Consider the following 20,190-nt stretch of genomic DNA (forward strand, 5'->3'; position numbering starts at 1 on the left):
TCAATAAATAACTAATTGATTATTTACGTTTAGTCGGCTTAACACGCTGATTGTGTTTTTTAACTGCTTTACGAATTTGGTTGATTTTAGCGCGTTTATCTTTGCGTTTTTCAGGCATAACAGAAAGCTTAGTTTGTGTTTCGCGGCCTAATTTAACGGTTTTACGCAAGTAGTTTACTGTTTCTAAATCATACTCCATCCAACCACCTTGTGGCACGCGCTTATCAAGCTCTAGTTTACCGTAACGAATACGAATAAGACGAGATACTTCCGCATCTTGAGACTGCCATAAACGACGAACTTCACGGTTACGCCCTTCATTTAACGTTACGTTAAACCAACGGTTAACGCCTTCGCCACCCATAGGGGTTACAGTCGTGAATTTGGCTGGACCATCTTCAAGCTCAACACCACGTAGTAAGTTTTTAACCGTCTCGTTGGTTACTTCACCAAATACACGTGCAGAGTATTCACGCTCTACTTCATAGCTTGGGTGCATTAAACGGTTTGCCAGTTCACCATCGTTTGTAAAAAGCATTAAACCCGATGTATTAACGTCTAGTCGACCAACCGCAATCCAGCGATCGCCATCAATACGAGGAAGTCGGTCAAATACAGTACGACGCCCTTCAGGATCTTTACGTGTGCTTAACTCACCTTCTGGTTTGTTATACATAATCACACGACAGATTCGGTCTGCTTTTTCTTCGATTTTTACACTGTGTCCGTCAACACGAATCAAATCGGTTTCTTCAACACGGTCACCTAACTTTGCCACTTTACCGTTTACACTAACGCGGTTTGCGTCAATGTATTTTTCCATTTCACGGCGTGAGCCTACGCCTGCACGGGCTAAGACTTTTTGTAACTTTTCACCTTGTATAATACTCATTCGGATGGTTCTCTCACAGAAGGATCGCTCAATAACTGGTTAATTTTACTTTGCTGCTCTGTTGGCAACGCAGGTAAATTTTCAAGTCCAGTTAACGAAAAATAATCTAAAAATTGCTTAGTAGTTGCATATAAAGCCGGCTTTCCCGGAACCTCTTTATGCCCTACCACTTTAACCCACTCTCTTTCGAGTAAGGTTTTAATAATATTCGAACCCGTAGTAACACCCCTTACTTGCTCAATTTCGCCGCGTGTAATGGGCTGCCTGTATGCAATAAGTGATAATGTTTCCAGTAAAGCACGCGAGTATTTTGGTGCGCGTTCTTGCCACAAGTTATTTAACCAAGGGCTTAAACTACTGCATGCCTGAAACCGATACCCACTACCAACTTCAACTAAGCGAATACCACGAGTTTGAAAATGCTCTTGTATTGTATCTATTGCGTCATTTATTCGTGCCATAGAAATAGCTAAATCTATTAATACGATGTCTTTAAGGTGGCGTTTACTAACAGGCTTATCTGCAACAAAAATAGCTGCTTCAATGATCTCAACTAGTTGTTCATCACTAATTCGCCGACCCGCCATACACACTCCTAACAAATAAAAATACACAGCCATCTATTATGACAGAACAACACCAAACTAGGAAAATATATCTATCAAATAACTAAATTTAAAACACAAAAAAGCCAGTGCCTAGCACTGGCTTTAATCTTACTTACTAAAATGGTAACTATTAGTTACTTTTAAAAGCTTCTAATGCATCATCTTCAGCTACTGCGTTACCGTATTTTTTAATGTAACCCATAAACTCGCTTTTACTGATGCGCTTATCTTGGTTTTTATCCATGTAACCAAAATGATTTGAAATATCATCATCGTTACCTTCAACTACCGAGATATAGCCATTGCTGTCGTTATCTAGACTTGCAAAGCTGCTTTCAATTTTATCGAATTTAGCAATTTCAGCTTTAAATGCCGACTCACTTACTTCAGAATCAGTGGCTACTTTGCCATTATTAAGCTTCATATAAGTGTTAAATTCTTTGCGGCTAATTTCGTTATCCATATTGGTATCAATATTTGAAAAATGGCCCCAAATGCTATCGTCATCAGCTTCAACTTTTGAGATGTAGCCATCGCTATCATTATCTAAACTTGCAAAGTCACTGTCTATTCTTTCAAGACCTTGATTAGATGAACAAGCCGCTAAGCTTAATGATGCTAAAATAGTGGCTGCTAATGTTAACTTTTTCATAAGACGTATCCTTCGTAATTAATTAAATGTCACTTTAACTAATACAAATCCAATGCCAATAATAGTTAACTTATAATAATCAATAACTTAATCTCGATCGGTATATTTATTAAACAGTTTCAATAAGTTAAGCTTGCAAGCTTTGCAAACAACCTTGTAATTTTTGCAAAAAAATACCCGGTAAAAACCAGGCATTTCAAATTTACTTATTATAGTTAAGCTAATAATTAGATTGCTGCGTTTTGGTAGCGTTTAACAAACTCAGTAACGTTTTGACCATTACATTTTAATGAGTTTAGGTTACCAATTTTTTGACGAACAGGTGCTAAACCTTGTTTTAAAGCCGTCATACATAATTGAGTTTCTTGTTGAGCGTCTTTTGCAAATACTTCTACTTTCTCAACTGATGCGTTGCTTAATGTCGTTTTTTTAGCAATATCACGAATATCTTCACCATTACATAAAATGCTTTTAGAAAAACGAGATAGGTAAACACCGTGCTGGGCAGCTTCTTTACGAGCAACGCTAAAGCCTTCGTTTGCACTTAGTACACATAACTTAGACTCAATTTTGTTATCTTGGCTAAAGTAAGTATTGCTTTGAGCTGACGCAGTTGCAGATGCTAGTAAAGCAGTGGCTAAAAGTAGTTGAGTTTTCATGAGAGATCCTATTTGAACGAGCTAAACAAGTGAATTTCGCGCATTATATATTCAATAAAGTTAAGTTCAATTGAATTTTTTATTTATTTAAATAATTAATATTGTATTCACAATGTTTAAACTTTACCCATCATTTGATCAACATTTGCGCAGCTATTATCTCAATTCAGTCATGTTATGTGCGCGTATTTACTGATACAATTTAATCTATTAAATAGAACCAATTTTAAGGTAAATTTTATGAAAGTGATTTCTTTCAATATCAATGGTCTGCGTGCTCGTCTTCACCAATTACAAGCAATTATCGACAAACATCAACCAGACGTTATTGGCTTGCAAGAGATTAAAGTTCACGACGAAGCATTCCCATTAGAAGATGTTCAAAAAATGGGATATCACGTCTACTTTCATGGTCAAAAAGCGCATTATGGCGTAGCTATGTTATGCAAAAAAGAGCCTAAATCGGTCTTAAAAGGTTTTGCCACCGATACAGATGAATCGCAAAAACGCATGATAAGCGTCACTGTTGAACAAGAAAACGGTCGCGACCTTACTGTCATGAATGGCTATTTCCCACAAGGTGATAATATTAATCACGAAACTAAATTCCCTTATAAACGTCAATTTTATAAAGATTTAATGACACACCTTGAAACCAATCACACACCCGATCAAGACGTCATCGTTATGGGTGATATCAACATATCACCTACCGATTTAGATATTGGTATTGGCGAAGTAAATGCTAAACGTTGGTTAAAAACGGGTAAATGTTCTTTTCAACCGGTAGAGCGTGAATGGCTTGCAACATTACTTAATTGGGGTTTTAAAGACACCTTTAGAGAGCAAAACCCCGAAACAGACGATCAATACTCATGGTTTGACTATCGCTCTAAAGGGTTTGTAGATAATCGAGGACTTCGTATAGATGTAGTGCTTGCAACCAATGAGCTTGCAGCACGCTGCATAGATACAGGTATTGATTACGAACTTCGCGGTATTGAAAAACCGTCAGATCATGCCCCTATATGGTCAACATTTAAGTAATTATTATGCTCAGCCTAACAATGCAGGGGCTACTTTTGGCTCTTGTAATTATTATTGCTCTATTAAGCTTTGATAAAAAAACATATAAAACATTGCTTAATACGCCAGTCCGTCAAACTGGCGTACTTGCGTGTGCGTTAGTGTTTGCAGTGCTTTGGCGAATAAAGGCTGGCATTTTAACTGGCCTTGATTTACACATACTAGGTGTTACGGCTGCTACATTAATTTTAGGCTGGCGGTTGACTATTTTAAGTAGCCTACTTGCCACAGCCCTACTCGCTGCCTTTGGTCAAATTGAACTTGAGCTGTTACCAGTACAACTGCTTATTGGTGCGTTTATTCCTATTTTATTGAGCTATCTTGGCTTTATAATTAGTTACCAATATTTACCTCGTCATTTTTTTGTCTATATATTTGTTTGTGCGTTTATAACCGCAGGATTTATAGCCTGTATAAAAATAAGCCTAGGTGCTTTATTTTACTTAGCTATAGGGCAATACAATTGGCAAGAACTTGCAGATAACTACGTTTATTTAAGTGCCATAATTTGGTTTCCTGAAGCAATGCTCAACGGCATGGCTATAACAATTATGATCACCTATCGCCCGCATTGGGTAAAAACTTTTTACGATAAGGACTACCTAGGCTCATGAGTCTTGAATATCAATGCCCCCTGTGTAACCTAGCACTTTTGAAAACTGATTCAACACTTCGTTGTGCTAACAACCACAGCTTTGATTTTGCTAAAGAAGGCTATGTTAATTTACTGCCTGTGCAACAGAAAAATTCAAAACAGCCGGGTGATTCACTTGAAATGGTACAAGCCAGACGTGCATTTTTAGAGCGTGGGTATTATCGTTTTTTACAGCAAAGCCTTAGTGATATAATCAGTAATATAAGTGCAAAAACTATTATTGATTTAGGATGCGGTGAAGGGTTTTATACCCAAGCAATAGCGAATAAAACAAATGCTGTTGTATACGGTGTCGATATTTCAAAATCAGCGGTTAAATATGCAGCAAAGCGCTACCCTAATTGCCATTTTAGTGTGGCATCAATCAGCCAAGCTCCCTTTAAAAGCCAATTTGCTGATGTACTTGTTAGCGTATTTGCACCTTTATTTGAGCAAGAGCTTGAACGCCTAGCAAATCAAAACGCAACATTAGTGGTTGCAAGCCCAGGACCCTGTCATTTAAAAGAGCTAAAATCGTATATATATTCAGAAGTAAACGAACATACTGAAATAGCCACTCCAAAAGGGTTTCAAAAATCAGAGCAGATCCTTTTAACAGAGCATGTAGCGCTTAGCTTTACTGATATTAAAAACTTAATAATGATGACGCCATTTGCATGGAAATTTAGACCCGAGCACTGGACAGCACTCGAAGAAAAAGGTGAACACACTGTCACCTTATCGTTTTATATTACTCAGTTTACCAAAATAGATAATGATGTAACTCTCTAAAACTGCTCTTTAGTAAACGCCCTGTCCATTTTATCAAACATATCTTTAAGTAAATTGGCAAGCTCCATATAACGGGGCTTGTTTTCACTTAACTGCGTTTGATATCCATTAGCTGCCATTTTAGTGTACAGCTCGTTATACCATTTTTGCATCGCAGGCTCTAAAGGCGTTTGCGCTCGCTTACCCAACCAAAATAAACCTTGTAATGGTAGCGATATAAAAAATAATGCACTTGCAATGGCTTGCGGTAAAAAATCAGAACCCAAGTAATTTAGCTGAAAAAACAATGTTAGCATGGCTAAGATTGGCATTACTGTAATGGCAAGCTCAGTCGCTCTAATTACTCTAAACTCTAAAAATAAGGGCGCAAGCTCTTTGCGCATTGGCCATTTTTTACCATACAAACGGCCAGTTTGTAGTTGTGACATCACACTTTTTTGCATCATGACTCCTCACAGATACTGCTTTTAAATACAATGGAAAAACGAGCTATACGCAAAGTGTAACACAAAATGAAAGAGTTACACTTTCTCAGTAAAACAGCTTAAATTTACCTTTTAATGGCGAACAATCCTAACTTAAACATCTCAATTAAGGTAAAGTATTTAACATTGCGTTAACCACTTTGCAATTGAACATTCAATTGTTTTAGCTTTACTTAATACCGTAAGTGTAACGATTACGAATTAACGTTTACTTACTAAATTTGTTTATGGAAATTGAATCTATGCCAACAACCTCTCCTGAATCACAACACGTTTTAGTTTTAAATTGTGGTAGCTCTAGCTTAAAGTTTGCCATTATTGATGCGAACGATGGTCACGAAATTATTTCAGGCCTTGCTGAACGCTTAGGCGCTAAAGCACCCTCTATTAAATACAAATTTAATGGTACTAAAACAGTTATCGACTTAGCGGCTAATCAAGCACATGCTAAGGCTATAAATACGCTTGTAAGCTTAATAAAAGATCACAACTTAGACGAGCAACTTATCGCAGTGGGCCATCGTGTTGTACATGGCGGCGAGCACTTTACGCGATCGGTATTGATTGACGAAAAAGTAATTGCAGGCATTACACAGTCGGCAACGCTTGCGCCGCTTCATGGGCACGCTAATTTACTAGGTATATCGTCGGCGCAGGCATCGTTTGAAGGTTTGCCACAAGTCGCGGTGTTTGATACTGCATTTCACCAAACTATGAATGAAGTTGCCTTTCTTTACGCTCTTCCATATAAGTTGTACACCGAGTTTGGTGTTAGGCGTTATGGTTTTCACGGCACAAGTCATTTTTATGTTGCAGGGCAAACAGCAAAGTTACTTGAGCAACCTATCGAGCAAAGCAATTTTATTAGTGCCCACTTAGGCAACGGCTGTTCTGTATGCGCTATTAAAAATGGTAAGAGTGTTGATACCAGCATGGGACTAACGCCTCTAGAGGGGCTGATAATGGGCACACGTAGCGGCGATATTGACCCTGGTTTATTTAACTTTTTAACCACTCAACTTGATTACACAGCCCAGCAAATAGATAACCTACTAAATCAAAAAAGTGGCTTGTTAGGTATTAGCGAGCTTTCTAACGATTGCCGTACCATTGAAGAAGCCGCTATAGCCGGTGATAAAAAAGCGATACTCGCAATTGAAATGTTTTGCTACCGACTTTCAAAACAAATCGCGGCGTATATGGTGCCATTACAGCGCCTTGATGCTGTTATATTTACTGGTGGTATTGGTGAAAACTCAGATATTATTCGTGAAAAAGTAATTACACAACTTGCCTTTTTAGGCATTAATTGTAATCCGCAAGCCAACCTCAATGCGCGCTTTGGTCAAGAAGGCGTTATTAGCTGTAAAAATTCACACGTCAAAGCAGTTGTAATGCCAACCAATGAAGAATGGGTTATTGCCCTTGATGCTGCAAATATTGTAAAGGAGCTTTAATATGGCACGTCGTATTATGTTAATTCCTGTTTCTACCGGTGTGGGTTTGACGTCGGTATCAGTTGGTTTAGTGCGTGCACTTGAACAAAAAACAGTTAAAGTTAACTTTTTTAAACCAATAGCTCAGCCACGTTCTGGTGAAACAGGCCCTGAAAAATCAACGCAAATAGTTACTCAAGGCTCACCTATCAACCCACCAATGCCTTTTGCACTTGATTATGCTGAGCAAATGATTGGCGACGGTAAAGGTGATGACCTCCTAGAGGAAATTGTTGAACGCTTTGAAAGTAAAATAAACGATAACGAAGTCGCTATTATTGAAGGTATGGTACCTACTCGTCGCCAACCTTATGCTGGGCGTGTAAACCGCGAAATTGCGCAAACACTCGGCGCCGAAATTGTATTTGTACTTACCCCAGGTAATTACACCATTACTCAAATAGAAGACCGCCTTGAAATTGCAGCAGGTAACTACGGTGGTATCGATCATCCTCGCGTACTGGGCTGTATTTTTAATAAAGTAAATGCGCCACTTGATGAAGAAGGTCGTGCACGCGCCGATTTAGTCGATGCCTATAAACCTGAAGAGCTTGAAAACGAGTTAAATCGTTTAGCCTCCCTGCCTATTTTTAAAAAAAATCCGTTTATGTTACTTGGTGCAATCCCGTGGGATTTTGACTTAGTAGCGCCGCGCGTAAAAGACTTAAGCGCATACTTAAAAGCCACGATTATTAACGAAGGCGATATGCTTCATCGTCGTCTGCGCCGTATTACTTTTTGTGCTCGTACGGTTTCAAATATTTTAAATTATTTTACGCCAGGCGCTTTATTAGTAACACCGGGCGATCGCTCTGACATACTTGTTGCTGCGTGCTTATCTGCTATGAACGGCACTAAACTTGGTGCTATATTACTCACCGGTGGTTTTGAGCCAGAGCCACGTATTATGGCCTTGTGTGAGCAAGCCATGCAAACCGGCTTACCAATACTCGCAACCGATGCAGACACGTGGCGTACATCATTACTACTGCATAACTTTAATATGGAAGTACCAAATGATGATGACCAGCGTATTGAAAAAGTAAAAGATCACAACGCAGAGCATATCAATTCAAGCTGGCTAGATACTCTAGCTAAAAGTGTAGGTAAAACTCGTAAGTTATCACCACCCGCATTTCGTTACTTACTTACCACTAAAGCGCGTAAAGCAGGTAAAACCGTGGTTCTACCAGAAGGTAATGAACCTCGTACAATTAAAGCGGCTGCTATTTGTGGTCAACGCGGAATTGCTAAAACTATATTACTAGGCGATCGCGAAGAAATAATGCGCATTGCACAGCAGCAAGGTATTGAGCTAAACGAACATGTAAGTATTATCGAGCCTCAAAGCATTATTAATGATTATATTGCGCCTATGGTCGAAATTCGTAAAAGCAAAGGCCTAACTGCCGTAGTAGCACAAGAGCAACTACAAGATAACGTCGTACTGGGTACAATGATGCTTGAGCAAGGTAAAGTAGACGGTTTAGTATCGGGTGCAGTAAACACTACGGCAAATACAATTCGCCCACCACTGCAATTGATTAAAACAGCACCAGGGTCATCACTAGTATCATCTGTATTTTTTATGCTACTGCCTGACCAAGTGTTAGTTTACGGTGACTGTGCGATTAACCCAGACCCTAATGCTGAACAACTTGCAGACATAGCGATTCAATCTGCCGACTCTGCAGCTGCATTTGGCATAGAGCCGCGTGTTGCCATGATCAGCTACAGCACGGGCACTTCTGGTACAGGTGCCGATGTTGAAAAAGTACGTGAAGCCACAAAAATAGCAAAACAAAAACGTCCTGATCTAATTATCGACGGCCCACTACAATACGATGCAGCTATAATGGAAAACGTAGCACTTAAAAAAGCACCTAACAGCCCTGTAGCCGGTAAAGCGACCGTATTTATATTCCCAGATTTGAATACGGGTAATACCACGTATAAAGCAGTACAACGTAGTGCCGACTTGATAAGTATTGGCCCAATGCTGCAAGGTATGCGTAAACCTGTAAACGATTTAAGCCGTGGTGCATTAGTTGATGATATTGTGTATACAATCGCCTTAACTGCCATTCAGGCAGCTCAAACAGAAGCGCTAATTACTCATTAAACGTAACGTGTGCTTTTTATAGCCTAGCTATTATTTATTTAATAATTAACTAGTTAGGTTATTTATACCCTGCAACCCCCATACTTATCCACAGAAATTGTGGGTAAGTTTTTACTCCCTTCTTTTATCTACTTATTTACTGCTGAGTTAGTCGTTGTTACACCTTTAATTTAAAGCCAATAATCTATACTATAAAGCTATCAATATTGCTGTTCGCAGGCTTTTAATGTCAAAACAAACATTACAATTACACAGCACCATTTTATCTATACACAGTTTAGATGTAGATGCCGACATACCTGCGGCACTTTTAAAGCAATCTTTGTTTTTTATTTCTAAAACCCATGATGAACTTTCAATTGTATGCCCAAGCGATTTTGAAGTAAAAAGCCTGGATACCGAACCCGACTGGCAAGCTTTAGAGGTTGTAGGTCCACTTGGCTTTTCGTTAACCGGAATTATGGCTAATATTTCAGGGGTATTAGCGCGCGCTAAAATTTCTATCTTTTCAATCTCAACCTACGATACTGATTATATTCTCATAAAAAAACACACTGCAGAAAATGCTATTTCCGCTTTAAAAAAAGAGGGTTATAACGTGGTGGTAAATTAACTTATGAAAGCTCAAAAAATTGACTATTTAGCTCAAAATAAAACGCCTCTTAATGCAATAAATATTACCAGCCCATTTACAGGTAAAGTAATTGAACTGAATGAGCACCCAGAACCTTTTTTTCGTTTTGGCACTCTGGGCCCTGGTATTATGGTGCAACTAACAAGTCATAAAATTTTAGCACCGTTTGATGGAACTTTATTACAAGTAAAAAATGCAGGTACTGAGTTTATTCTACAAGCTAATAATGGTCTAAAAGTCTTGATTAACTTAACTATTTTTGATTCGCAATCAATTACGCATACCCATATTGCGCAACTCAATGGTAGCAAAATATGCAAAGGTCAACGCCTTGCTTATTTTGATTTACGAGAACTTGATACTCCAATGCTTGCTAGTTTAATTTTACTAAACGGCCATAACCTTGGCACATTTCATTACTCGCATTCGCATGTAAATGCGGGTGAAGACACACTATTAACTATTATTAAGAAGAACTAGATTTATGAGCACTCTATACGGCATTAGCAACTGCGATACGATAAAAAAAGCTAAAAAACATTTAACTGATAACAACATCGAATTTACGTTTCATGACTACCGCAAAGATGGCGTAAATGAGCAAATGGTGAGTGAATTTGCAGACAAGCTCGATTGGGAACAACTCGTTAATAAACGTGGAACAACTTATCGCGCATTAACTGATGAGCAAAAACGGAGTCTAACTAAAGAAAGTGCTATCCCATTGTTGGTTGAACAACCTGCCATGATCAAACGTCCAGTACTGGTAAACAATGGCAGTTACCATTTAGGTTTTAAAGCAGCCCAATACGACGAGATTTTTAAATAATGACTAATGACGTAATTCAACTCGCCCAAGCGCTAATCCAACGTGAATCGGTAACGCCCGAAGATGCTGGCTGCCAACAAATGATGAACGATCGCCTTGCTGCGGTTGGTTTTAATATAGAATCATTATTTTTTACCGACACACTTAATACTTGGGCTCGAAAAGGCACACAATCGCCGCACTTTTGTTTTGCTGGTCACACCGACGTTGTACCAACAGGTCCTGAAAAAAATTGGCAACATCCGCCGTTTTCAGGATTAATAAAAGATGGCCTATTACATGGGCGTGGCGCTGCCGATATGAAAGGCTCGTTAGCTGCAATGCTTGTAGCAACCGAGCGCTTTGTTACTAAAAATCCTGATCATAAAGGTTCGATTTCTTTTTTAATTACTTCTGACGAAGAAGGCCCGTTTGTAAACGGGACTACTCGCGTAATTGATACATTAGAAGCACGCGGTGAAAAAATTGATATGTGCCTTGTAGGCGAGCCATCATCACGCGATGTACTCGGTGATGTGGTTAAAAATGGCCGCAGAGGTTCACTTACCGCTTACCTAACGGTTAAAGGCGTACAAGGTCATGTCGCCTACCCACATTTAGCACAAAACCCAATTCATCTAGCAACGCCTGCCCTTACTGAACTTAGCCAAACTGTGTGGGATAATGGAAATGAATACTTCCCTGCTACCAGCTTTCAAATTTCGAATATTAATGGCGGCACAGGTGCTGGTAATGTTATTCCGGGTGATCTAGAAGTACAGTTTAACTTTAGATTTAGCACGCAAGTAACACATGAGCAATTACAACAGCGTGTAAATGACATTCTACAAAAGCATAACTTAAATTATGAATTAAGCTGGATAGTAAATGGCTTGCCTTTTATTACCGAGCACGGCCCACTTGTTGATGCCACAGTAAAAGCGATTAAATCAGTAACCGGTTTAACCACGAATCTAGAAACTACCGGCGGCACATCAGATGGTCGTTTTATTGCACAAACAGGGGCTAAAGTAATTGAACTTGGACCACGTAACGCCACTATTCATAAAATAGATGAATGCGTAAGTACCGATGACTTAATAGCCCTTGCCGACATTTACGAGCAAATACTAGAGCAACTTTTAGCATAATGGATGTAACTAAACCAACACCAATAATGTGTATCACAGGGCAAAGTGATACACATTTAACTGATATACAAAATCATCGCTTGCACAGCGCTATTATCAGCGACTTTTTAGCGCTGCAAAGTGCAGCACAAAAAGCAGGATTTGAGCTTACTATTGCCTCAAGTTTTCGCGACTTTAATCGTCAATCAATTATTTGGAATAATAAGTTTTTAGGTATTCGACCTGTTTATAATAAACAGCAAAAGGTTGTAGATTTAACTAAATTAAATGATGTAGATAAATGCATAGCAATAATGCTCTACTCTGCATTACCTGGGGCAAGCAGGCACCATTTAGGCACCGATTTAGATGTGTTTGATAAAGCTGCGGTAAGCGATGATTATAAACTACAGCTAACACCTGATGAATACCTGCAAGGTGGGCCGTTTGCGCCTTTAAGTAATTGGCTTGATACTAACTTAGATAAATTTGGCTTTTATCGCCCTTACCAGCATGATTTAGGTGGTGTCGCACCTGAGCTTTGGCATATAAGCCATATTAAGCAATCGCAATTATTAGTGAATAAGCTTAGTGAACAAGTACTTTTTGAATGCATAAAAAACAGTGAACTACAGGGTAAGCAGGCAATACTTGATAACTTACCCGCTATTTATACACGCTTTGTAACGAACGTTAGTCCGCCATAAAGAACTTGTTTAAGTGGTATCACACCTTCTTTTTATTTAAGATAAATACCAGCACAGCGCCTAATATTAATGAGCTTGCTACAATAAATTCCATTGTGACCTGCTCTGATAAAAACAAGACCCCGGCCAAGGCTGCAAGTACAGGTACACAAAGCTGCACAACAGCAGCTTGGGTACTTTTAAGCAGTGGCATAGCCACATACCAAACACTGTAACCAATTCCAGACGCTATCGCACCCGAGGCACATGCAAGCAAAACCCCTTCAATACTCATATTTTTTAAATAACTCATACCAACAAGTAATAAAACAGGGATAGCCACTAAGCTTCTTATAAAGTTAAACCCCGTAGTACGCAGTGGCGATACGCACACTTTACCGCGAATACTGTAAATACCCCATGCCACACCACTGAGTGCCATAAGTGATGCACCTAATAATGAAGGTACAGCAGCAGATGGCAGCATTAAATATACAAACCCACCTAGCGCCACTATAAACGCGCACCACTGAAGCACACTCAACTGCTCTTTTTGATATATACCCCAGCCAATCATAGTGAGTTGCACGGCTGAAAACAAAATCAGTGCACCGGTGCCTGTATCCAGCTCTACGTATGCAATCGAAAAACAAAGTGCATAAACTAATAGGCTTATACTGCTTCGCCAGCTTCCTTTATCGCTTAAAATAGCGGGGTTAAAAGTGCCTTTTCGTTTTAAATTATGAGTATAAATAGCCATTATAATGCCCAAACACGCAGCACCACTGAGTAAGCGAATAACTGTAAAGTTCCAAGCATCTATATAGCCTTCGGCTAAAGCCATTCTGCAAAAAAGAGAGTTTGCAGCAAACGCAATTAAAGCAATTATTGTGTACAACGTAGCTTTCAAAAAAATTCCTTAGCAATAAAAACAAATTACAGCGTTATTTCAATTAATTAATTAACCTACTAAGCTAAAAACATTGTCATAAGCGCCTATAAAACCGCTTACTGAGCAGCACATTTAAACAGGATTGGTATAACTGTGCAAAGGGAGTATTTAGTTTTAATAAATTAGATTATTTATACTAAAATCTTAGCCGCATTTGCAAAATACGGTGTCTACAACACAAGATATCCTTTTAGTATTTTTCGTATACGACTTAGTGAATATCAATTACTTCATTTAAAAAATTCATTTATCATTACGCTTTAGGGATCATTGTATTCAATAAGACCAATAAAGTACCTTAAGTATTTCAATATTGTTACCCAACAAGAAAATTCACACTTTGTTCACCAATGTCATTTTATATTTCTTTATTAGCAGGCAGTTTTACTCTACGATTTTTTACAATATTTCACACATTTAGCTAAAAATAATATGTTAATGTATACAGGTGAATTTAGAGGAGTGCGCAGTGCGCCTAAGTATAATTTTAAGCTTTTGTTGTATTTTAAGTGGGTGTAGCACAATGGGCTTTAATGACCTATTTAATGACTATGCCACGCAAATGACACCAATAAGAAATGCGATCGAGAAAAACAATATCGAAGAAGCGCAATCCCTTATTGCCGATAATAGCACCATGCACAGCAGCTACTTACTCAACCAACTTGAGCAAGCTCGCTTAAACGACTTAGCCAATATGCCACAAGAGGCACAAGGTAAATTTGAGAACGTGTATACGCAAATGCAAAAAAAACGTGAAGCCGCCAAAATACAAGTAAGTGCGGGGCTTGAGCAAAGCAATGCGTTATTTACTAACGACTCAGCCATAACTTATGTGCCACCGGCTTACGAAATGAGTATGCTTCATAGTTATAAAGCACTTAACTACGTGTATAAAAATGATGTAGAAGGCGCTTTGGTCGAAATTCGCCGCGCTAATAAAGTACAAGTTGATGCACTAAGCGAAAATAAAACAGATGGCGACTCAACAGTTAAAGAAGCGCAGCAGCACTACCCTAGCATGGGCAATGTAACCAGAGATGTAAAAAATGGCTTTCAAAATGCCTACACATTTTATTTATCTGCTTTGCTTTATCAAAGTGCTAAACAGTATGACGATGCTTATATTGATTATAAAAAAGCACTGGCTATACAACCTAACAATATTTATTTACAGCAGGACGTAATGCGCCTTGCTAAAAAACAAGGGTTTGACCAAGACCTAAGTGAATTTAAAAAACGTTTTAGTGATGCACCCACAATTTCTGCAACGCAAGGCGAAGTAATTGTTTTATTTGAACAAGGCTTAGTACCAAAACAAGATGAATTTAAACTGCGCTTACCAATTTATTCATCACGCGGCGATGCACGCTTTTACAGCCTTGCAATGCCAGTGTATAAAGATAATGCCTATGTGCGCCGCCTTAATAATATAAACATAGATGCACAAAGCATAGAGCTGAGCCCATTAGTACACATTGAAGCACTTGCAGCAAAAACATTAGAAGATCAAATACCTGCAAAAGTAGCTCGCCAAGTACTCAGATTAGTAGCTAAAGAGAAAGTGCGTGCAGAACTTGCTCGCAGTGCCGGTGATGTAGGTAACATACTTGCTAATATTTATAATTTGGCGTCTGAGCAAGCTGATACACGTAGCTGGCTTACACTTCCAAATCAAATAAGTGTTGCAAGGCAAAGCCTAAATACAGGTGAGCATTCTCTGCATATAGGCACACAAGCACCTATAAATTTTACCGTTAGTAAGCAAGGGTTAACGTTAATTTACTTAACCTCCGTTAATAACTACTTTAATTACCACGTAGTTCAACTTTAGGAGCCATCATGAAATACATAGCGCCATTATTAGCAGTCTTAATGCTCAGTGCATGTTCCAGTAAACCGGTTACATCGGGTATTTCCGTTGAACAAAATAAAAATCAGTTTAATGAGCAATTACGTGTAGATAATCCAGAGCTCGGTAAAAAGCTGGCCATTACTGATGTTAAAACACGTCAAACCAACCAGTTAACCGATGTAGTAGTGACACTTTCGAGCCAGTATAAAAAATCACAGTATTTGCAGTATCAATTTAATTGGTTTGATAAAGACGGCTTTGTTATTAAAGGCAATCATTCACCTTGGCAAGCACTTACCTTATTTGGTTTTGCAAAAACACAATTACCGGGCTTAGCACCTAGCTCTGATGCGGTTACCTTTTCTTTAGCAGTAAGAGAAGTGTCTACCGAATCACAAGAATTTAAAGATTAAAGGAAACAACCATGATCATCAGTAACAAATTTAAAACAGCATCAACTTACGCTTTAGTTGGCTTGAGCGCTTTAGTATTAAGTGGCTGTGCTAATAAAGCCGTAGTAAGTTATGGCGATGCACAAGCAGTAGAAACAACAGATATTAATTTTGGTTCTACCGACTTACAAAAAGTAGCGAGCCAAATGACCGACTCATTACTCAGCTCACCTGTTGTTGGCACAATGACCGCTAATAAACGCCCTGTAGTATTTGTTGAGCGTATTAAAAATAAAACCAGCGAGCACATTGATACAGAATCAATCACCGATTCAATCTCAACACAAATGCTACGCAGCGGTAAGTTCCGTTTTGTAGATATGACCCGTGTTGAGTCAGTACGTGAGCAATTAACGTTTCAAAATGAAGATGCTCTTGTTAACCCTGCAACAGCCGTTGCATTTGGTAAACAAATTGGTGCGCAATATATGTTATACGGAAACTTATCAAGCATCGTTAAATCAAATGCCGATAAATCAGACGTATACTACAAATTTACAATGCGTTTAATGGATATGGAAAGCGGCCTAGTTGAGTGGGCAGACGAAACTGAAATTCGTAAAACTAAAGAAAAATCAACCTTTGGCTGGTAGCCAATACCAATCTGCTTATATATGGGGTCTATTTAACGTTAAGAAAATTACGCTAGTACTAGGCAAAAATTTTTGTATTTAGTTGTTCTAAATAAAAATTTTTAACGACGTTATAGCGCAATTTAATTCGTTAAATTGATCAAAGATTTATGCAGGTTGGTATAAAAGGAGCAAGTTATGAAAGCAATTACTGTAATTATATGCGCTTTACTTACAATAAGCGCGCCTACGTTTGCTAAATACGAGCGCAATAAAGCAGTCCCTGTGCAGCAAGTTTTATTTGGTGGCGTAAAATCGGTACGCAATATTACCGAGCAAGAAATCATTCAAGACAAAAACAACGGCTGGCAAACCTTTGGTGGTGCATTACTCGGCGGCGTAGTAGGCAACCAGTTTGGTGGTGGTAGCGGCCGTACAGTAGCAACAATATTAGGTTCGGTAATTGGCGGCAGTGTTGCACATAATAGGCAGCAGCAAAGTCATTATCAGCAAAATCACTTTGTAGAGTTATTAATACAAGTTGAAAATGGCGACCAGTTTATGGTTGTTCAAGATCAGGACCAATCAATGCGTTTTAGCAAAGGCGATAACGTAAGATTAGTGTACTTGAACGACAACACAGTGCGTGTAGATAAAGCGTACTAGGCCGTGCTGAACTTTGGTGGTTGAATTTGCAGCAGAATGTTTGGTATTTAGACAAGGCAGAGCCTATGAAATGTGGTTTTTCCCTATAAATAGGCGATAACGCAGCATAAATGCCAAACATGCGCTGCCCGAAGGGTTCTGCCTAGCGGCAATTAACTCTTTGTTGCTCGGTTTTTACTTAGCCCACTAGGTTACAAACCTCGCTTCGCGATTTAATCGCCCCTAGATTGAACAAATTTCAATCCACAAAGATCAACACGCCCTGTTAATATATTCATGACTAAAGTAAAAAACGAGCCAAATTTGGCTCGTTTTTTTATTATTTTTTAATAACTATACTTGGCGATAATCTTTAAAAAAGCGCTTCATTTTTAACATCGCATCCGATAAATCATCTTTGCTTGGTAAAAAGACCAACCTAAAATGATCAGGATCTGGCCAATTAAACGCCCTGCCATGCACAAGTAATATTTTTTCGGCTTTTAGCAAATCGTACATCATCTTTTCATCATCTTTGACGTTAAAAAGTGCTGTATCTACTTTGGCAAACGCATAGAGTGCGCCTTTAGGTTTTTTACAACTAATGCCTTCAATATCATTTAATCCACGCCATGCAATATCACGCTGCTCATATAAGCGCCCACCCGGGTTTATTAGACTATCAATTGATTGCACGCCGCCAAGTGCTTGTTGAATCGCATACTGCGCAGGTACATTGGCGCACAAACGCATAGATGAAAGTATTTCTAGGCCTTTGCGTAAATCATCCATTACCGAGGTACGACCGCTTAGAACCATCCACCCCATTCTCAGCCCCGCTGCACGGTATGTTTTTGCTAAACCATTAAAAGTAATAATAGGCACATCGTCGCAAAGTGAGCCGATTGAAGTATGCGTTATACCATCGTATAAAATCTTTTCGTAAATCTCATCGCTCAATAACAGCAGTTTATGTTCACGCGCTATATCAATTAATTGCATTAACAAATCATCACTGTAAACCGCACCAGTAGGATTATTAGGATTAATTAATACCAGAGCTTTAGTTTTAGACGTGATTTTACTTTTTATATCTGCAATGTCCGGAAACCAATCTTGCTCTTCATCACATAAATAATGCACGGGATTACCACCCGATAACGTGACCGAAGCAGTCCAAAGTGGATAATCTGGAGCAGGAATAAGCACTTCGTCGCCATTATTTAATAGCGCTTGGGTGATCATCTGAATAAGTTCGCTTACGCCATTACCAATATAAATGTTATCTACATCTAAATTATGTAATCCACGTTGTTGATAGTGTTGATAAATAGCCACGCGGGCAGAATAGAGGCCTTTAGAGTCACAGTAACCTTGGGCTGAATATAAGTTGCGGATAATATCTCGGTGCATATCTTCTGGCATATCAAAACCAAAAGCAGCCGGATTACCTATATTCAATTTTAATACTTTTTGACCTTCGTCTTCCATTTTTTTAGCTTGCGCTAAAACCGGCCCACGAATGTCATAACATACACCTTCTAATTTGTGACTCTTTTTAATATCAGACATTTTTACCTCTTTAGGGCGTATTGACTTTATGGATTAAATTTGTTCAACCTAGGGGCGATTTAATCGCGGCGCGAGATTTGTAACCTAGTGGGCTAAGTAAAAATTGAGTAACAAAGAGAAAATAGCCCCTAGGAAGAACCCTCTGGGCAATGCGTGTTTGGATTTTATGTGTTGTTATCGCCTATTTATGTGGGAAAACCACACTGCATAGGCTCTGCCTAACCTAAAAACCAAACACTCGTTGCAAATTCAATCCCGAAAGATCAACACGCCCTAGTGAGTCTTTAGACTAACCTAGTAAAGGCGTAAAATGCCAGCCTATTTAAACGCTTAATACTGAAATAAATTCACGTTTCAGTTTCAATAATTAACGAGATGCTAACCATTCATTTAGCTTAGCTTGAGAGCCTGTTACTTGAGCCATTAAGCTATTAGATGCGTCGATGGCTTCAGCTAAGTTATCTAGGTTTAAATTTTGTTCAATAACGCGAGATACTTCAGCAAGGCTTGAAGCACCAAACTGAGCAGCGTTAGATTTTAAGCTATGAGAATGACGAATCGCCGCTTCTCTGTCTTTTCCAATGGTTGCTAAAACTTCAGAGCCTAAACGCTCAAACTCCGAGCAGCAAAAATCAAGTGTATCAGCAAACTGCTCACCCAATAACGATTCCATACTCTCTAATGCTGATGTATCAATATTTATTTCTGTCATATTTTAAGCCCTTAAAACAATCCATGTAAATTACAGTTTAATAGTACTACTTTATATTGATGCGTAAAAAAAACCAACTTAATTACCTCATAAATGTATAATTGCGAGGATCATACTGGCAACAAAAAGTTTATTAAATGGCACGCACACTTTGTAATCATTGTAACTTTGCACTTAACACCTGTATTTGCAGCGCAATTACAAATATAAACAACAAAGTTAAGGTTATTATTCTACAGCACCCAAGCGAAGAAAAAATAGCAAAAAATACCGCTAAACTACTCAATTTGTGTCTAACTGATTGCCAAATAGTCAAAGGCGAAAATAATGACGACTTTTCTATTCTTAAATCACTGCCCGTAAGCTCAACTGTTTTGCTCTACCCTAACGAAAACGCTATTAATTTAGACGATAGCGCTGAGCAATCTAATATAAAAAACATCACCCATTTAATCGTGGTTGATGGTACATGGAAAAAAGCCTACAAAATTTTGCAGCTCACCACATTGCTAAATCAATTCAAAACGGTCAGTTTTAAACAGTTACCTAAAAATCGTTATGCTATTCGTAAAGCCCCTAGGGCTGACAGCCTATCCACACTTGAAGCTGTAGCGCATAGTTTGTTTTTAATAGAGCAGCTAAATCCTGCACCACTTTATAATGTGCTTGATGAATTAATACAAAAACAAACCCAACACATGCCCGAGCACGTAAAAGCACGTTACTTAGATTAAATTCGTTACTAT

At 38.6% G+C, this 20,190-nt stretch carries 23 protein-coding genes; 15 read left to right on the plus strand and 8 right to left on the minus strand.

The window, feature by feature from the left end; all coding sequences use genetic code 11:
- Positions 1–19: 19 nt before the first annotated feature.
- The 4 genes from rluB to I6F50_RS02920 all read right to left on the minus strand — a co-directional run bounded on the left by rluB (position 20) and on the right by I6F50_RS02920 (position 2,811).
- Positions 20–892, minus strand: coding sequence for a 23S rRNA pseudouridine(2605) synthase RluB (rluB, locus tag I6F50_RS02905; protein ID WP_007582584.1), 873 nt, complete (start codon positions 890–892; stop codon positions 20–22).
- The gene (gene scpB, locus I6F50_RS02910; RefSeq protein ID WP_024590449.1) at positions 889–1,479 is read right to left on the minus strand and encodes an SMC-Scp complex subunit ScpB; all 591 of its coding nucleotides are present in this window, start codon (positions 1,477–1,479) and stop codon (positions 889–891) included. The genes rluB and scpB overlap by 4 nt, the downstream gene beginning before the upstream one ends.
- Before the next feature lie 151 nt (positions 1,480–1,630).
- Positions 1,631–2,152, minus strand: coding sequence for an EF-hand domain-containing protein (locus I6F50_RS02915; RefSeq protein WP_165721507.1), 522 nt, complete (start codon positions 2,150–2,152; stop codon positions 1,631–1,633).
- 227 nt (positions 2,153–2,379) lie between these two features.
- On the minus strand, positions 2,380–2,811 hold the full coding sequence (locus I6F50_RS02920; protein WP_007582577.1) for a hypothetical protein: 432 nt from the start codon (positions 2,809–2,811) through the stop codon (positions 2,380–2,382).
- A gap of 240 nt (positions 2,812–3,051) precedes the next feature.
- On the opposite strand from I6F50_RS02920, the gene xthA reads away from it, so the two are divergent.
- From xthA to I6F50_RS02935, 3 genes are read left to right on the plus strand one after another with little or no spacing between them, the layout of a single operon-like run.
- Positions 3,052–3,858: an exodeoxyribonuclease III gene (gene xthA, locus I6F50_RS02925; RefSeq protein ID WP_165727397.1), complete on the plus strand. Its 807-nt coding sequence runs from the start codon at positions 3,052–3,054 to the stop codon at positions 3,856–3,858.
- Positions 3,859–3,863: 5 nt separating this feature from the next.
- The gene (locus tag I6F50_RS02930; RefSeq protein ID WP_197119731.1) at positions 3,864–4,511 is read left to right on the plus strand and encodes an energy-coupling factor ABC transporter permease; all 648 of its coding nucleotides are present in this window, start codon (positions 3,864–3,866) and stop codon (positions 4,509–4,511) included.
- Complete coding sequence (locus tag I6F50_RS02935; protein WP_165727395.1) at positions 4,508–5,323, plus strand: putative RNA methyltransferase; 816 nt, start codon at positions 4,508–4,510, stop codon at positions 5,321–5,323. The genes I6F50_RS02930 and I6F50_RS02935 overlap by 4 nt, the downstream gene beginning before the upstream one ends.
- On the opposite strand, the gene yfbV is transcribed toward I6F50_RS02935, so the two are convergent.
- Positions 5,320–5,766: a terminus macrodomain insulation protein YfbV gene (gene yfbV, locus I6F50_RS02940; protein WP_007582569.1), complete on the minus strand. Its 447-nt coding sequence runs from the start codon at positions 5,764–5,766 to the stop codon at positions 5,320–5,322. The genes I6F50_RS02935 and yfbV overlap by 4 nt on opposite strands.
- 284 nt (positions 5,767–6,050) lie before the next feature.
- On the opposite strand from yfbV, the gene I6F50_RS02945 reads away from it, so the two are divergent.
- The 7 genes from I6F50_RS02945 to I6F50_RS02975 all read left to right on the plus strand — a co-directional run bounded on the left by I6F50_RS02945 (position 6,051) and on the right by I6F50_RS02975 (position 12,705).
- On the plus strand, positions 6,051–7,265 hold the full coding sequence (locus I6F50_RS02945; protein ID WP_165727394.1) for an acetate kinase: 1,215 nt from the start codon (positions 6,051–6,053) through the stop codon (positions 7,263–7,265).
- Between the two features lies 1 nt (position 7,266).
- A complete protein-coding gene (gene pta, locus I6F50_RS02950) occupies positions 7,267–9,426 on the plus strand; it encodes a phosphate acetyltransferase (RefSeq protein WP_165727393.1) in 2,160 nt (719 codons plus the stop codon).
- A gap of 226 nt (positions 9,427–9,652) precedes the next feature.
- Positions 9,653–10,039 carry an ACT domain-containing protein gene (locus tag I6F50_RS02955; protein ID WP_007582563.1) on the plus strand — a complete coding sequence of 129 codons (387 nt, stop codon included), beginning with the start codon at positions 9,653–9,655 and terminating at the stop codon, positions 10,037–10,039.
- Positions 10,040–10,042: 3 nt separating this feature from the next.
- Positions 10,043–10,540 carry a PTS glucose transporter subunit IIA gene (locus I6F50_RS02960; RefSeq protein ID WP_197175274.1) on the plus strand — a complete coding sequence of 166 codons (498 nt, stop codon included), beginning with the start codon at positions 10,043–10,045 and terminating at the stop codon, positions 10,538–10,540.
- 4 nt (positions 10,541–10,544) lie between these two features.
- Entirely contained in the window at positions 10,545–10,889 is a 345-nt protein-coding gene (locus I6F50_RS02965; protein WP_197175276.1) for an ArsC family reductase, read from the plus strand.
- Complete coding sequence (dapE, locus tag I6F50_RS02970; protein WP_197175278.1) at positions 10,889–12,019, plus strand: succinyl-diaminopimelate desuccinylase; 1,131 nt, start codon at positions 10,889–10,891, stop codon at positions 12,017–12,019. The genes I6F50_RS02965 and dapE overlap by 1 nt, the downstream gene beginning before the upstream one ends.
- Positions 12,019–12,705 (plus strand): M15 family metallopeptidase, encoded by a 687-nt coding sequence (locus tag I6F50_RS02975; RefSeq protein WP_010554242.1) that lies wholly within the window; start codon positions 12,019–12,021, stop codon positions 12,703–12,705. The genes dapE and I6F50_RS02975 overlap by 1 nt, the downstream gene beginning before the upstream one ends.
- Before the next feature lie 19 nt (positions 12,706–12,724).
- Here I6F50_RS02975 and I6F50_RS02980 read toward each other — a convergent pair whose 3' ends face one another.
- On the minus strand, positions 12,725–13,594 hold the full coding sequence (locus I6F50_RS02980) for a DMT family transporter (protein WP_197119733.1): 870 nt from the start codon (positions 13,592–13,594) through the stop codon (positions 12,725–12,727).
- Positions 13,595–14,105: 511 nt separating this feature from the next.
- On the opposite strand from I6F50_RS02980, the gene I6F50_RS02985 reads away from it, so the two are divergent.
- The 4 genes from I6F50_RS02985 (at position 14,106) to I6F50_RS03000 (ending at position 17,181) form a co-directional block, all read left to right on the plus strand.
- A complete protein-coding gene (locus I6F50_RS02985; RefSeq protein WP_165727387.1) occupies positions 14,106–15,470 on the plus strand; it encodes a COG3014 family protein in 1,365 nt (454 codons plus the stop codon).
- 8 nt (positions 15,471–15,478) lie between these two features.
- The gene (locus I6F50_RS02990; RefSeq protein WP_007582549.1) at positions 15,479–15,904 is read left to right on the plus strand and encodes a YcfL family protein; all 426 of its coding nucleotides are present in this window, start codon (positions 15,479–15,481) and stop codon (positions 15,902–15,904) included.
- Between the two features lie 11 nt (positions 15,905–15,915).
- Positions 15,916–16,536 carry a penicillin-binding protein activator LpoB gene (lpoB, locus tag I6F50_RS02995; RefSeq protein WP_007375407.1) on the plus strand — a complete coding sequence of 207 codons (621 nt, stop codon included), beginning with the start codon at positions 15,916–15,918 and terminating at the stop codon, positions 16,534–16,536.
- Positions 16,537–16,713: 177 nt separating this feature from the next.
- Positions 16,714–17,181: a glycine zipper 2TM domain-containing protein gene (locus I6F50_RS03000; protein ID WP_165740185.1), complete on the plus strand. Its 468-nt coding sequence runs from the start codon at positions 16,714–16,716 to the stop codon at positions 17,179–17,181.
- Between the two features lie 333 nt (positions 17,182–17,514).
- Here the strand turns inward: I6F50_RS03000 and I6F50_RS03005 are convergent, their stop codons facing one another.
- Together I6F50_RS03005 and I6F50_RS03010 are read right to left on the minus strand one after the other, a co-directional pair.
- Entirely contained in the window at positions 17,515–18,732 is a 1,218-nt protein-coding gene (locus I6F50_RS03005; RefSeq protein WP_010554238.1) for a pyridoxal phosphate-dependent aminotransferase, read from the minus strand.
- 367 nt (positions 18,733–19,099) lie between these two features.
- On the minus strand, positions 19,100–19,444 hold the full coding sequence (locus I6F50_RS03010) for an Hpt domain-containing protein (RefSeq protein ID WP_007582543.1): 345 nt from the start codon (positions 19,442–19,444) through the stop codon (positions 19,100–19,102).
- A gap of 137 nt (positions 19,445–19,581) precedes the next feature.
- Between I6F50_RS03010 and I6F50_RS03015 the strand changes: the two genes are divergently transcribed.
- Entirely contained in the window at positions 19,582–20,178 is a 597-nt protein-coding gene (locus I6F50_RS03015) for a tRNA-uridine aminocarboxypropyltransferase (RefSeq protein ID WP_024590433.1), read from the plus strand.
- Positions 20,179–20,190: the final 12 nt, after the last annotated feature.

The organism is Pseudoalteromonas sp. NZS127_1, assembly GCF_015864295.1.
GTDB classification, from domain to species: Bacteria; Pseudomonadota; Gammaproteobacteria; order Enterobacterales; family Alteromonadaceae; genus Pseudoalteromonas; species Pseudoalteromonas arctica.

Bases quoted from the DNA above. Each gene is read 5' to 3' on its own strand.
- yfbV (WP_007582569.1), bottom strand. From the start codon at position 5,766: ATGCAAAAAAGTGTGATGTCACAACTACAAACTGGCCGTTTGTATGGT.
- I6F50_RS02945 (WP_165727394.1), top strand. From the start codon at position 6,051: ATGCCAACAACCTCTCCTGAATCACAACACGTTTTAGTTTTAAATTGT.
- I6F50_RS02930 (WP_197119731.1), top strand. From the start codon at position 3,864: ATGCTCAGCCTAACAATGCAGGGGCTACTTTTGGCTCTTGTAATTATT.
- I6F50_RS02990 (WP_007582549.1), top strand. From the start codon at position 15,479: ATGAAATACATAGCGCCATTATTAGCAGTCTTAATGCTCAGTGCATGT.
- I6F50_RS02965 (WP_197175276.1), top strand. From the start codon at position 10,545: ATGAGCACTCTATACGGCATTAGCAACTGCGATACGATAAAAAAAGCT.
- I6F50_RS02975 (WP_010554242.1), top strand. From the start codon at position 12,019: ATGGATGTAACTAAACCAACACCAATAATGTGTATCACAGGGCAAAGT.
- I6F50_RS02915 (WP_165721507.1), bottom strand. From the start codon at position 2,152: ATGAAAAAGTTAACATTAGCAGCCACTATTTTAGCATCATTAAGCTTA.
- rluB (WP_007582584.1), bottom strand. From the start codon at position 892: ATGAGTATTATACAAGGTGAAAAGTTACAAAAAGTCTTAGCCCGTGCA.
- dapE (WP_197175278.1), top strand. From the start codon at position 10,889: ATGACTAATGACGTAATTCAACTCGCCCAAGCGCTAATCCAACGTGAA.
- I6F50_RS02920 (WP_007582577.1), bottom strand. From the start codon at position 2,811: ATGAAAACTCAACTACTTTTAGCCACTGCTTTACTAGCATCTGCAACT.
- pta (WP_165727393.1), top strand. From the start codon at position 7,267: ATGGCACGTCGTATTATGTTAATTCCTGTTTCTACCGGTGTGGGTTTG.
- I6F50_RS02960 (WP_197175274.1), top strand. From the start codon at position 10,043: ATGAAAGCTCAAAAAATTGACTATTTAGCTCAAAATAAAACGCCTCTT.
- scpB (WP_024590449.1), bottom strand. From the start codon at position 1,479: ATGGCGGGTCGGCGAATTAGTGATGAACAACTAGTTGAGATCATTGAA.
- I6F50_RS03010 (WP_007582543.1), bottom strand. From the start codon at position 19,444: ATGACAGAAATAAATATTGATACATCAGCATTAGAGAGTATGGAATCG.
- I6F50_RS03005 (WP_010554238.1), bottom strand. From the start codon at position 18,732: ATGTCTGATATTAAAAAGAGTCACAAATTAGAAGGTGTATGTTATGAC.
- lpoB (WP_007375407.1), top strand. From the start codon at position 15,916: ATGATCATCAGTAACAAATTTAAAACAGCATCAACTTACGCTTTAGTT.
- I6F50_RS02935 (WP_165727395.1), top strand. From the start codon at position 4,508: ATGAGTCTTGAATATCAATGCCCCCTGTGTAACCTAGCACTTTTGAAA.
- I6F50_RS03015 (WP_024590433.1), top strand. From the start codon at position 19,582: ATGGCACGCACACTTTGTAATCATTGTAACTTTGCACTTAACACCTGT.
- xthA (WP_165727397.1), top strand. From the start codon at position 3,052: ATGAAAGTGATTTCTTTCAATATCAATGGTCTGCGTGCTCGTCTTCAC.
- I6F50_RS03000 (WP_165740185.1), top strand. From the start codon at position 16,714: ATGAAAGCAATTACTGTAATTATATGCGCTTTACTTACAATAAGCGCG.
- I6F50_RS02955 (WP_007582563.1), top strand. From the start codon at position 9,653: ATGTCAAAACAAACATTACAATTACACAGCACCATTTTATCTATACAC.